The organism is Bacteroides sp. AF39-11AC (genome assembly GCF_003474285.1).
Taxonomy (GTDB): domain Bacteria; phylum Bacteroidota; class Bacteroidia; order Bacteroidales; family Bacteroidaceae; genus Bacteroides.
Genome location: NZ_QROH01000014.1, coordinates 44,447 through 58,393 on the forward strand (window position 1 = coordinate 44,447; position 13,947 = coordinate 58,393).

At 41.7% G+C, this 13,947-nt stretch carries 4 protein-coding genes and 1 pseudogene; 3 read left to right on the plus strand and 2 right to left on the minus strand.

Annotated elements, in window-relative coordinates:
* The first annotated feature begins 78 nt into the window (after nt 1-78).
* Complete coding sequence (locus DW036_RS23865) at nt 79-4,119, plus strand: hybrid sensor histidine kinase/response regulator transcription factor (RefSeq protein ID WP_118466484.1); 4,041 nt, start codon at nt 79-81, stop codon at nt 4,117-4,119.
* An 83-nt stretch (nt 4,120-4,202) separates the two neighbouring features.
* Here the strand turns inward: DW036_RS23865 and DW036_RS23870 are convergent, their stop codons facing one another.
* Nucleotides 4,203-5,669 carry a beta-glycosidase gene (locus DW036_RS23870; protein WP_187374672.1) on the minus strand — a complete coding sequence of 489 codons (1,467 nt, stop codon included), beginning with the start codon at nt 5,667-5,669 and terminating at the stop codon, nt 4,203-4,205.
* A gap of 560 nt (nt 5,670-6,229) precedes the next feature.
* On the opposite strand from DW036_RS23870, the gene mutS reads away from it, so the two are divergent.
* Both mutS and dinD read left to right on the plus strand, forming a co-directional pair.
* Nucleotides 6,230-8,818, plus strand: a complete 2,589-nt coding sequence (mutS, locus tag DW036_RS23875; RefSeq protein WP_118466573.1) for a DNA mismatch repair protein MutS — start codon at nt 6,230-6,232, stop codon at nt 8,816-8,818.
* A 26-nt stretch (nt 8,819-8,844) separates the two neighbouring features.
* A pseudogene (dinD, locus tag DW036_RS23880) lies at nt 8,845-9,608 on the plus strand (DNA damage-inducible protein D).
* A 57-nt stretch (nt 9,609-9,665) separates the two neighbouring features.
* On the opposite strand, the gene DW036_RS23885 reads toward dinD, so the two are convergent.
* Nucleotides 9,666-13,721 carry a hybrid sensor histidine kinase/response regulator transcription factor gene (locus DW036_RS23885; RefSeq protein ID WP_118466486.1) on the minus strand — a complete coding sequence of 1,352 codons (4,056 nt, stop codon included), beginning with the start codon at nt 13,719-13,721 and terminating at the stop codon, nt 9,666-9,668.
* Nucleotides 13,722-13,947 lie beyond the last annotated feature (226 nt).

Here is a 13,947-nt window from a genome sequence, read left to right on the forward strand (position 1 = left end):
ATCATGCAATACCTGGATTTGTACATTCGGAATAGAGATTTTATTTCTATTTTTGGCTTGCAATAGAAAGCTGATATTATGAAAAGCAGATTTTTACTTTACTTCCTGTTATTGCCTGCACTTTTGTCGGCACAGTCTTATGCTATCCGGCAATTGGGAATTGAAAAGGGACTTTCCAACAACTATGTGATCAGTATAGCCCAGGATAAAGCAGGCTTCCTATGGTTTGCAACTGAAGAAGGTTTAAATAAATTCGATGGTACGCGCTTCATCACCTACTATAAGAATGAAACACCGAATGACTATGGTATCACAGGCAATGAGTTGAACTGCCTGCTTGATGATTCAGTAGATTCTATTCTTTGGATCGGAACACAACGATCCGGATTGAATGCTTACGACTATATGAACGATACATTTACATTTTATCGGCATGATGAGGCTTCACCGGAAAGTATCAGCACAGATGATGTAACGAATATAGTTGCCGCCGCTGATGGGAATCTATGGGTTACGACTTACTGGAAAGGGATAGAATACTTCGATAAAAAAACAGGCCGCTTTTCTCACTATAATATGGGGACTGTACCTGGATTGGTTAGCGATCATGTCTGGACAGTTGCCGATGGGGGCGATGGCAAGTTGTACGTAGGACATGTACACCATGGTCTCAGTATCCTCTCGATTAAAGATAAGAAGGTGAAGAACTTTGTTCATGATCCGAAAGACCGGAGCAGCTTGCCGGGGAATGAAGTAAGATGCATATATAAGGATTTGAATAATAATATCTGGGTCGGCACAAACAAGGGATTGGCATTGTTTAATCCGCAGATGCAGAATTTTATTCGGTTTACTACAGATGGAAATCTTTCGCGTTACATCTATGATATCCGGCAACTTGATGGGAATAAACTATGGATAGCTATGGAATTTGGTGGAATAGCCATAATGGACTTGTCGCAGCGCCTGTTCCTGTTACCCGAACAGACTCAATTTAGTTATATCAAAGAAGGAGATGATGGATATAGTCTGTCCAATTCAAGTGTACGGTGTATTTTCCAGGATTCATTCAAGAATATTTGGGCAGGTATATGGGGTGGTGGAATAAACTTCCTTAGCTATGAGCCGCCACTGTTTAACGGTTATAATTATTCTTCGAATCAGAATTCAATGAACCGTTTGAATAATAAAATGGTAAGTAGTGTTTGTGTGGATGGCCAGGGTAAATTGTGGATCGGAACGGATGGAGACGGAATCAATGTTTTTGATAAAGGTAAACGGATAGCCGTTTATCAGGAGGATACTGAAAATATGGGTGGAAATTCCGTATTGGCTTCATTGCGTGATTCGGAAGATAACTTGTGGTTTGGGTTGTTTATGGGCGGAGTGAGCTATTATGATACGAAGAGAAAGATATTCCAACGGAACTTTCTCAAAGAAATGGAGCATGAAGATATCCGTTCACTTTATGAAGATAATCAGCATATGCTATGGATCGGTACCAGTCGGGGTATTTATAAAGTAGATTTGGCAGATAAGAAGGTCGTAGGACATTATGAGTTTGAGAACAACTTGGTGCGGTGTGTTATGAAAGACTCCCGAGGTCGTCTGTGGGTTGGTTCTTTTGGAAGTGGATTAGGAATGGGCGATAGTGAGTTGCAGGATGTCAAGCTCTTCAATACTGAGAATCAATTTCCTTCTAATACAATCAACGCAATTTATGAAGACAGCAGGAATAATGTATGGATTGGAACAGGAGAAGGGTTGGTGTGTTTCTTCTCCCTACCCGATTGGGAATATAAAGTCTATCGTCGTGAAGAGGGGCTGGCCAATACACATATACTTGCCATAACGGAAGATGCTGACAGTAATATTTGGGTGAGCACCAACAAGGGAATCAGTTGTTTTTTGCGGGATAAAGGCGTTTTCAATAATTATGACCATTGGGATAACGTACCGATGGGAAACTTTATGAGTGGCAGTGTAGCCAAGGACCAGGATGGGGAGATTTATTTCGGTTCTGTCAATGGACTGTGCCATTTTAATCCGGATTTTGTTTTGGCAAAACGCGAAGCTCCTGCGGCGGTTATCACAGAAATGAAGATATTTGCCCCTTTAGGGAATGCGGGAAGTAATGAAGAAGTGGTAAACATTAGCGGGCAGTCGAAAGTAAAGTTGAATTATATGCAGAATAGCTTCAATATTACTTTTAATATACAGAACTATGCACTCGTCAACCAAATAGAATATGCCTATATGCTGAAGGGGCTCGAAGATGCGTGGTATACAGTAACGGACCCTAATAGCGTTACCTTCCGTAACATACCTCCCGGTGACTATCATTTTCTGGTGAAAACCCGTATCCGGAATCAGGAATGGTCGGACGAAGTTACAACACTGGATATTCAGATAGTTCCGCCTTTGTGGTTGACCTGGTGGGCGAAATGCTGCTATGTATTACTGAGTGGAGCTATTCTGTTCCTTATTTTTTATACTTACAAGAAGAAGCTCGATATGGAGGTCCTGTACGATCTGGAAAAGAAGAATCATGTGCAGGAGCAAGAACTGAACCAGGAACGTTTACGTTTCTATACCAATATTACACATGAGCTGCGTACGCCGCTGACTTTGATATTGGGGCCGCTGGAAGATATGCAGAAGGTTAATTCGCTTTCTAATAAAGATGCCCAGAAGATATCGGTTATTCACCAGAGTGCTATACGGTTATTGAACCTGATCAATCAGATACTGGAATTCAGGAAGACGGAAACACAGAACAAGAAGTTGTGTGTGGCCCATGATAATATAGCCAATCTGGTGTATGAAATAGGGCTTAAGTATAAAGAACTGAATCGTAAGCCGGATATTGAATTCCATATCGAACTTGAGAAAGAGGACATGCCTTTGTACTTTGATAAAGAGGTAGTGACTATTATTCTGGATAATTTAATTTCAAACGCCATTAAATATACTGAGAAAGGCTCTATCAGTTTGGGGTTGCACAATGTAGTGCGGAATAATATCAATTATACCGAGATAAAGATAGGTGATACAGGCTTTGGCATTACTCCTGAGGCATTACCCAATATTTTCAACCGTTATTATCAGGAGGGAGGCGATCATCAGGCTTCGGGTACAGGTATCGGTTTGGCGCTGGTGAAGAATCTGGTGGCGTTGCACGAGGGAGAAATAAGGGTGGAGAGTACTTTGGGCGCAGGTAGTACTTTCTATATCTGCTTATTGACGGACAATACTTATCCTCACGTATTGCATGCCGATTCGCCGGAAAGAACTGTGAATGAAAAGGAAGAAAAAGAGGAAGTGCCGGAGTCTGTTTCCAGTGGGAAGCGTATTTTGTTGATAGTGGAAGATAATCAGGATATCTGCAATTACATTGTTGAGTCTTTCTCTGATGATTTTGAAGTAAAGACAGCGGCGAATGGCGAACAGGGAATGGAGCACGCTTTAAGCTGTATTCCCGATATCATTGTAAGCGATATCATGATGCCTGTAATGAACGGAATAAAAATGTGCAAAATGCTGAAGGAAGATGTGCGTACCAGTCATATACCCATTATCCTGTTGACAGCCAAGGACTCTTTGCAGGATAAGGAAGAAGGCTATCAGGTAGGAGCTGATTCTTATCTGACGAAGCCTTTTAGTGCCACTCTTCTGCACAGCCGTATTCATAATTTGCTTGAGTCGCGCAAGCGGCTGACGGAGCGTTTTAGTACCAGCACTCTACATCATAATATGAATGATAAGCGTGCTTTACTGGCAGAATCCCTGAATAAACTGGATAATGAGTTCATCGAGAAGATAAATCAGCTGATAGAAGCCCGTTTGTCATCCGAGAAGATAGATATCGGTTATCTGGCTGATAATATGTGTATGAGTAAATCTACACTTTACCGGAAGATGAAAGCATTGACGGGATTGTCTACCAATGAATATGTCCGTAAGATAAAGATGCAGTATGCCGAAAGATTGCTACTGGAAGGAAGATATAATGTTTCGGAAATTGCTTTCAAAGTGGGGCTAAACAGTGTGGTGTATTTCCGGCAGTGTTTTAAGGAGGAGTTCGGGGTATTGCCTTCGGAGTATCTGAAACAATCTTAAGAGATTTATTATATCATTAAAGAACCTACCTATCTTTTACAGGAAAGATAAGCAAGTTCTTCAATGGTTTTTATTTCAAAAAATTATTTCTCCTCGAATGTATTGAAAGAGTGCGGTTGAAGTTCAATGTTCAGGTAACGGTCCCGTAACTTCACGGTTACTTTTTTAGCCTCATCATTAAAGTTTCCGGCTATCACTACCTTTTTCTTTTCTGGAGTTTCCACTACCAAGACCGGTGTTCTTCCTTCTGTTGAAGGCTTGTAGGCTATTACACGTGAACCGGGTGTTACGAACTGGCTATAATGTCTTACTGCATAATACTCCGGTGTAAGAGTTGCCGTACGGGATTTTGAATCAACGTGTATCAAAGCGTTCTGTTTCCATCCCCAGGGACTTTCACCGTTATCGCAGAGGGTATTGTTCCAGAAGGTGTACTCTTCGCAGCCATTACCCAGGTAGTGGTTAATCAGATGGAAGGTGTGTTCGCCCGCTCTCCAGTCGAAGGTGCCTCCACCACATTCGCTTTCTGTCTGCATATACTTGTACTGGGGGTATTTGGCACGTATTTTAGGCAGTATCTGTCCTCCTTCCCACTGAAAGCCAATTCCTTGAACGCTTTGCGGCATGCGTGGATCGGAAAGTATTTTATCTACGTAGTCATAGCGGTTGGTATTGAAAGTGCCAAGGTAGAGAGCTACTTCCGGATGATGTTTCTTTAATGTGGGCGCCAGATACTCTACGTTGAAACGTACGGTACCCTCAGCTGTCCAAGCACAACCGGGATACGGGGTATAACTGTATGCTTCGTTCTGATACATGATCATATCGATGGGAATTCCTTGTTCTTTATAGGCATCAATGAATTTACAGAAGAAGTCGGCATAAGTTTGCAGATAGCGTGGGTCTTGAATCATGTAGTCATTCACTGCGAGTTGTCGGGGGAAGACGTCTCCGCGTTTCTCCGTGTTATCCTCATAAAGTACTACATCAGACAGAGGTGACATTTTATTAGTCCTGTCACTGCGTACCGGATAGTCATTGTTAACCTTCATCCAACTGGGAGGAGACCAGGGGGATGTCCAGAAGGTCATGTTGGGATTATACTTTTGCGCTGCACGGATGAAAGGAATGATGGCCAGTTTATCCCGGTTGATATTGAAATACTTCAGTTGGAAGTCGCCTGATACTTCGTCGCAACTGTACCAGTTGCGGGCATAGTCGTTGGCGTTCATCGAAATACGGCCTCTGTTGAAGCGAAGCTCTCCTTCGGGAGAGAACATTTTCTTCAACAAATCGTCCTGTTCATCACGGGTGAGCATGTTCAGGGCATCCCAGCACAGTTCGTTGAAGGTAGTTCCCCATGCTTTGAATGTGGTGCCTTCTTCCGTCCCACTGATATTTAAAAGCGGGGTTTGGGCGGCACTCGGTTGCAGTTTCACTTTGGATTGCTGCCAGAGGTTACCTTCCGTACTACTTACCCGGTTGTAAGTCTGGGCGTATGTTCCGGTGGAAAAGGCGGTTGCCAGACAATAGAGAAATACTTTTTTCATTTTCTTCTTTTTTATGGTAATAAGTTTTCAGGTGCAAATTAAGTAAAATAGTTAATATTATTAAGGGTACAAAAGGCGCAAAAAGGAGGACAAATGGATTCAAACGAAGTCAATACGCCTTTTTTAGGTTAAAAAACATAGGTTTTGTCTGTTGGCTGAATTTGTTCTGGATGGTATTTTTTAATGAGAGGATTAGATAAAGTGTAAGCGAAATGTCAGGGAATAATTTTATGCGTACCTCGCATATAGGCATAAAAAAAGGAGTACCGCTGTACTCCAACCTTTGTTAACCTTAAATCTAATACTATGAAAAACACAGTGCAAAGATACGGACTTCTGGGATATCTGCAAATAAAACAAATAAAAAAGAGTGTTTTATAACATGTTTTAGTAAAAGTGCTGTTTTTGTTAAGGCTTACTAAGGATTTGAGTCCCCTCAGTACTTGTTTTCTAAAAAAGAATTATCTTTGCATGGCTGCGAAAATAAGCTGCACTTTTGCATATTAATAAATTTATAAAGAACGACTACTGTGAGCGAAGAAGATATTGTCCTTACTCCGATGATGAAACAGTTCTTGGACCTGAAAGCCAAGCATCCTGATGCCGTAATGTTGTTTCGTTGCGGTGACTTCTATGAAACTTATTCTACCGATGCTGTTGTTGCAGCCGAAATCCTGGGAATTACCCTGACTAAGCGTGCCAATGGTAAAGGAAAGACTGTTGAAATGGCGGGATTCCCTCATCATGCATTGGATACGTATCTACCTAAGCTGGTACGTGCCGGGAAGCGTGTGGCCATCTGTGACCAGTTGGAAGACCCGAAGATGACCAAGAAACTGGTGAAACGGGGCATTACGGAACTGGTAACTCCCGGTGTTTCCATCAATGATAATATATTGAATTACCGGGAGAATAATTTTCTGGCTGCCGTACATTTTGGTAAGGGAACGTGTGGTGTGGCATTTCTCGATATATCTACGGGTGAATTCCTCACTGCAGAGGGACCTTTCGACTATGTAGATAAACTCTTGAATAACTTCGCTCCTAAAGAAGTGCTTTTTGAACGTGGAAAACGTGGCATGTTTGAGGGTAACTTCGGAAGTAAGTTCTTTACTTTCGAACTGGACGATTGGGTATTTACAGAGACCACCGCCCGTGAGAAACTTCTGAAGCATTTTGAAACAAAGAACTTGAAAGGTTTTGGTGTAGAGCATCTCAAGAATGGTATCATCGCTTCGGGAGCTATCTTGCAATATCTTATCATGACGCAGCATACCCAAATCGGACATATCACTTCTCTGGCACGTATTGAAGAAGATAAGTACGTCCGTCTGGATAAATTCACCGTTCGCAGCCTTGAGCTGATAGGCAGCATGAACGATGGAGGCAGCAGCCTGTTGAACGTGATTGATAAAACGATTAGTCCGATGGGAGCCCGCTTGCTGAAACGTTGGTTGGTGTTTCCACTGAAAGATGTATTGCCTATTAATGAGCGTTTGAACGTAGTGGAATACTTCTTCCGCCAACCGGATTTCAAAGAATTGATTGAAGAACAGTTGCATTTGATAGGTGATTTGGAACGTATTATTTCCAAAGTTGCTGTAGGGCGTGTTTCTCCGCGTGAAGTAGTTGCGTTGAAGGTCGCTTTGCAGGCTATCGAACCTATCAAAGAAGCCTGTATGGAGGCGGATAATGTCAGCCTGAACCGTATCGGCGAACAACTGAATATTTGTAAGTCCATTCGTGATCGTATTGAGAAAGAAATTAATAATGACCCTCCGTTGCTGATAAACAAAGGTGGTGTCATGAAGCTGGGTGTCAATGATGAATTGGATGAATTACGCCAGATAGCCTATTCCGGTAAGGATTATTTGTTGAAGATACAGCAGCGGGAAAGCGAACTGACGGAAATTCCCAGCTTGAAGATCGGCTACAACAATGTGTTCGGTTATTATATCGAAGTCCGTAATACGCACAAAGATAAAGTTCCGCAGGAGTGGATACGTAAACAAACTCTGGCAAATGCTGAACGTTACATCACGCAGGAGCTGAAAGAGTATGAAGAGAAGATACTCGGCGCCGAAGATAAAATATTGATTCTGGAGACTCAGCTTTATACAGAACTTGTGCAGGCTTTAAGTGAGTTTATCCCTGCCATCCAGGTCAATGCAAACCAGATAGCACGTCTGGACTGCCTGCTTTCCTTTGCCAATGTGGCGCGTGAAAATAACTATATACGTCCTGTTATTGAAGATAACGATGTGCTGGATATTCGCCAGGGACGCCATCCGGTTATTGAGAAGCAACTTCCTATAGGGGAAAAATATATTGCCAATGATGTGATGCTGGATAGCAGTTCGCAACAAATCATTATCATTACCGGTCCGAATATGGCTGGTAAGTCTGCATTGTTGAGGCAAACGGCTCTGATAACGCTGTTGGCACAGATCGGTAGCTTCGTACCTGCCGAGAGTGCGCATATCGGTTTGGTGGATAAGATATTCACCCGCGTGGGTGCCAGCGATAATATCTCTGTTGGCGAATCTACGTTTATGGTAGAGATGAATGAAGCAGCGGATATCCTGAATAACCTGTCTCCGCGCAGTCTGGTGCTCTTTGATGAACTGGGACGAGGTACGTCTACCTACGACGGTATTTCTATCGCCTGGGCGATTGTAGAGCATATCCATGAGCATCCTAAAGCAAAAGCACGTACACTGTTTGCTACGCACTACCATGAATTGAACGAAATGGAGAAGAGCTTCAAGCGTATCAAGAACTACAATGTTTCCGTTAAGGAGGTGGATAATAAAGTTATCTTCCTGCGTAAACTGGAACGTGGCGGCAGTGAACACTCTTTCGGTATCCATGTAGCAAAGATGGCGGGTATGCCGAAAAGTATCGTAAAACGTGCGAATGACATTCTGAAACAGCTTGAGGCGGACAATCGTCAGCAAGGTATTGCAAGTAAGCCGATGGCGGAAGTAGGAGAGACGCGTGGCGGCATGCAGCTTAGCTTTTTCCAGTTGGAAGATCCTGTGCTCTGCCAGATACGTGACGAGATTTTGAATCTGGATGTGAATAATCTCACCCCGCTGGAGGCGCTGAATAAGCTGAATGACATCAAGAGGATTGTGAAAGGGAAGTAAAACTCGAAATAAAATAAGGAAATGAAATCTTAGCCTTATTCCGCCAGTTTGAAGAGGCCGCTTCCGAATATGAAGGCGTAGAATGCTGGAGTGCAAGAGAATTGCAGGTATTATTAGGGTATTCTAAGTGGGAGAACTTCATCAAGGTGATTGATAAGGCTAAGGAAGCTTGTGAACATGTTCTGGAGCCGAAAAAGCTATTGATGACATGATGCTTACCCGCTATGCTTGTTATCTGATTGCACAAAACGGTGATAGCCGTAAAGAACAGATCTCTTTTGCGCAGAATTATTTTGCGGTGCAAACCCAGAAAGCGGAATTGGTAGAACAGCGTTTACTTGAGTATGAACGTGTAAAAGCTCGTGAAAAGCTTGGGCAGACTGAAAAGCAGTTATCAGGTGTTATTTATGAAAGAGGGGTAGATAGTAAAGGATTTGCCCTTATACGTTCTAAAGGTGACCAAGCGTTGTTTCGTTTGAGTACACAACAATTAAAACGTAAAATGGGAGTTCCCGATAGTCGTCCTGTAGCTGATTTTCTTCCTACTATAAGTATTAAAGCAAAAGATTTGGCTGCTGAAATGACAAGTGTAAACATACAGACTAAAGATTTAAGAGGGATTAATCCGATTGGTCAGGAGCATGTAGATAATAATACTGCTGTTAGAAATATGCTGTTACAGAGAGGGATTGTTCCTGAAAGTCTTCCTCCTGCTGAAGATGTGAAAAAAGTACAGAGGAAACTGGACAGTACGGAAAAGAAAGTATTGAAGGAAACCAAAAGGAAATAATCTATGGATTTATATGTTGAGGTTGTAACAAAGGCTACAACCTCATTTTTTGTTCTTTTAGTCTGTTAATTCTTTCTTCACACTATCCTTCTGCTGTTCCCTATATTGGCGTGGTGGCATACCGAAACGCTGGGAGAATAACTTATAGAACGTTCCGCGGTTATTGAAACCTGTCTTGTCCATAATTTCCTCAATGGTATAGTTCTTTGTCAGCAACAGTCGCTCGGCCATTGTGAGGCGATATTCTTTGATGATATCAGCAGGAGATTTGTCCGTTATAGGCTTTAATTTACGGTAGAACTGACGGGTGCTATAGCCCAGGTCACTGCTCAATAGTTCAACGGATAAGTCAGGGTTTGTGATATTCTTTTCTATGGTTTCTATCACCTTATCCAGGAATTCCTGATCTTCTTTGTGGATACAGTTCCCGTTTTCCACTTTGAATGAACTGAATATGGAACTATAATATTCTTTCAGGTCCGATTCTCTTTTAATTAATCGGTAGACTACTTTCTCTAAGTATTTTACATTGAAAGGTTTCGTCACATACACTTCTGCACCAGCCTCAATGCCTTTCACCTGATCGTCTTCGTGATGAAGGGCAGACAGTAGAATGAGTGGAATATGGCTCCATAACTTGTTTTGCTTGATTTTCTGGGCAAAGGAAAGCCCGTCTATTTCAGGCATCATCACATCTGAAATAATCAGATCCGGCTGCTTCAGTTCCAGGCTGGTCAGAGCTTCTGCAGCGTTATTGAAAGATAATACATTGTATTTATCTACAAATATTTCCGAGACGAACCATAACATAGAAGGATCGTCGTCAATGATCATAACCGTGTGCTTGGAAGTGTCGAAATTAACAGCGGTCTGTTCCAGTTCCATGGGCTCCGTATTTGTATTCAGAGGTCCTGTTGCATACACTTTTTGGGGTGTTTCTGCTTCCTGTGCAGTGGGCGATAGTTCCGGTAAAGTGACTGTAAATGTAGTTATCTCATTCTGAATACTGCTGACATTGATTTCACCGTTCAGCAGAGTAACCATATTCTTACAAATAGCCAATCCCAGCCCATTCCGTGAATTCTTGCCATTCATTTCAAAAGAATCCAATATCTTATAGCGATCGAATATCTTTGCAAGATTCTCTTTCGCTATCCCCTTTCCTGAGTTGGATATATTAAGGGTTAGAAGCTGTTTTTCTACTTTCAGACCGATGGTGATATTCCCTTCTTCCGGAGTATATTTGAAGGCATTTGAGATCAGGTTATTGACGATCTTACTGAAACAACTGATATCCGTGTTCCATTCAATGTCCGGTTCAATATCCAACCGATAGTTCAGATTCTTATTTTCAGCCAATTCACAGAAGGATTCCGCTATGTTCCGGAGTTTGTCCGATACGGATAATCTTTGGATAGAAAGTACCTTATGACCGGTTTCCAGTCTGCGGAATTCCAGCAGCTCCAGAATCAAACCATTCAGTTTCTCTGCATTCTGCTGTATCATCTTTCCGTATTTGCGGATGTACGAATCTGATTGAGGATAGGCAAGTATCTTTTCGCACGGACCGTAAATCAGCGTCAGCGGCGTACAGAATTCATGAGTGATGTTGGTAAAGAAGCGCAGCTTAGACTCATAGACTTCTTCTTTCTTTTCCCGGTTCAATTTCTCAATCATACGGTGTTGCTTCCGGCGGTATTGATGAACTATCCTATAAACAGCAAGAATGCAGAACAAAGCGATTAATATGAAATAGAGAATATATGCCCAATTACTTAAATACCAGGGAGGGGCAATCTGAATCAGAAGTGTCTGCGGTTCGCACTCTTTTCCATTCATGTTATTCTTGTATTTCACTAACAGGGTATATTGTCCGGGTGCAAGATTGGAGAAGATAGCGCTGGCCGATGTTCCACTTTCTATCCACTGGCTGCTTACTTCGTCCAATTTGTAAGAATAAGAGTAATTGTTTCCATTTATATAATCTATTGCCATAAAATCGATACAGAAGAAGTTCTGGCTATAATCCAGCTGAAGTATCTTCTTTCCTTTCTTGTCGTGGAGGAAATCATGAATATTGTATTCTTTTCCGAAGATGGATAATCCCTTCAGACTTATCTGAGGCATATAATCTGCCATAATATAAGCGTTGGACTTGACGGTAACAAATCCGTTTGTCCCTCCGAAGAACAAAGTTTCGGTTCGTAAGTCTTTATAGAAAGCTCCATCACTGAATTCAGTGACTTCCAGTCCGTTTTCCCGGTTGTAAGTCTGTCCGGTATTGGTTTTAGGGTTGAACCTTACCAGTCCTTGATTCGTACTGATCCAAAGGTTATTTTGTTGGTCTTCCAAAATGCCATGTACTGTGTTGTTTGAGAAAAGGTCAGCCCTGTCATGATAATGTGAGTAATCTTCATTGAAGTGAAGTAGTCCGGAACTGGTTCCCAGCCAATGTCCTTTCTTATTTTTATAAATGGCGAAAATATCATTGGCAGTCTGACTGTTCACTACATTATCAAACCTGTATGGAGTTAGCTTTTCGGTTTCGACATTCAGTCGGTAGGCTCCATAGCCACGATTACCGAACCAAAGGATAGAATCATTCTCCTGGAAGGAGGTAAAGAAATAATTGGAAGCCATACGCCCGTCATCCAGAACAATTCTGGTAGCCGATTTTACGGAAGGAGAACTACCGGCTTTATCCAAAATAACTTTTACGATACCTTCACCTACAGTGGATACCCATAAAGTGGTATCATTTAATTCGTTGATGGAGTGTACATATTTCACCTTCTTTCCATCGGCTATCACTGTAAACGCTTTCAGCTGTTTATTTTGGTATGAATAGTAGTTGAGCCCGTTTTCCGTTCCAATCCATAGCCTGTTCGCAGAACCGGGGGCAAAGCAATAGACGGTGTTGTCGGTTAAGGCACTGTTGCTGATGGAGATCCGGTCGAAAGAAGCTGCTGCATTGGTTTCCGGAGAATAATTCCTGATGCGCAATATACCTCCTCCTTTGGTTCCTATCCATAAGGTTTGTTCCTCGTCGTAGTAAACGGTACGTACGGGGTTGTTTATCTGGTATACAGGAGTATCCAGCAGCGTATTGGTAATGGAGAAAGTATCATTGAAATACATGTATACCCCTTGTCCGTCTGTTCCTATCCAAACAATATCCTGATATTTGTCTTTCATCAGACAGAAGATGCCGGAATGGATTTCTGTATCTTGCATCTGGTATTTTATTTTCTGATCGGACATATATTTCAATACGATCAATCCGCTGCTTTTGAAGCCAATGTAATAGTCGTTTTGTTGTTTGATGATGGAAGAAACTTCTCCGCGTGTTTCGACTTTTGTTTTGAGATCTGCAATAAAGTATTGCTGTTGATTGCCGAAGTCATATTCATAGAGTGAGTAGGTCTTATCGATGAAATAGATCAGATCTTCTTCTGCGAATGCCCATAATAACTGTTCGGAATGCTTGAAAAGATTGTTGGGGGTGAGGGTCATCCCTTCTTTATTCTTGTTTATCTGATAGCTGCGGGTGTCATTATTCGAAGTGAATACCCATAAAATATTGTTTTTGTCAATGATAGTGGATAATACGTGTCCGAATGCTATTTGAGGTACTTCCAACTTTTGGAAGAGTTGCTTTTCCGGTTGATAGTAATAGATATATCCGTCGTCTTTTACAATGAAAAGGTCATTATCCCTGCTTTTTGCCATATAGTTCTTGTCTTTGAACTCCGTGAAGCTTTTAGATGTCTGGAATTTGGTATCCAGACGGTCCAGTCCATAGTTGGTCTGTATCCATAATACATCCTTTTCAGTCTCCATGATGTCGTTAATCAGGTTTCCGGATAATGGGGCTTTCGTCGGGTTGACAGGATTGTATACATGGATATTGGTGCCGTCGAAAATATTCAGACCATCACATGAACCGATCCAGATGACTCCCTGATGATCCTGGTAAAGGGATAAGATAGCACTGTTGGATAAGCCGTTTTTGTTTGAAAATTGCCGCAGACTGTATGCATGAATCAAATGCGGAAAGCAGCATAAGATGCAGATAAGCAGTGAAACTTGGGGGAAGTAGTGTCTGTTTTTCATATCTGTATATCGGACTAATTAGGTATTGCAAAGATAGAGAATTATGGTTGGATATGGTTGGGAAGCATAGAAAAAAGAGTAATACTTTTCTGACTTTTTTGTGCGTTTTACAGCTATAGCCATGTAATTACACTTTTATGGCATAAATATAGGTATGCTTTTAGGTAAGTGCCGCTATTTTTGCGATTGATAAATATCTGTATTATTCACAATAGAATATTTTACT

What these genes read in the sequence shown, in the direction of transcription:
- DW036_RS23870 (WP_187374672.1), bottom strand. Translation starts at nt 5,669, where the DNA reads ATGAAAAAAGTATTTCTCTATTGTCTGGCAACCGCCTTTTCCACCGGA.
- DW036_RS23885 (WP_118466486.1), bottom strand. Translation starts at nt 13,721, where the DNA reads ATGAAAAACAGACACTACTTCCCCCAAGTTTCACTGCTTATCTGCATC.
- mutS (WP_118466573.1), top strand. Translation starts at nt 6,230, where the DNA reads ATGATGAAACAGTTCTTGGACCTGAAAGCCAAGCATCCTGATGCCGTA.
- DW036_RS23865 (WP_118466484.1), top strand. Translation starts at nt 79, where the DNA reads ATGAAAAGCAGATTTTTACTTTACTTCCTGTTATTGCCTGCACTTTTG.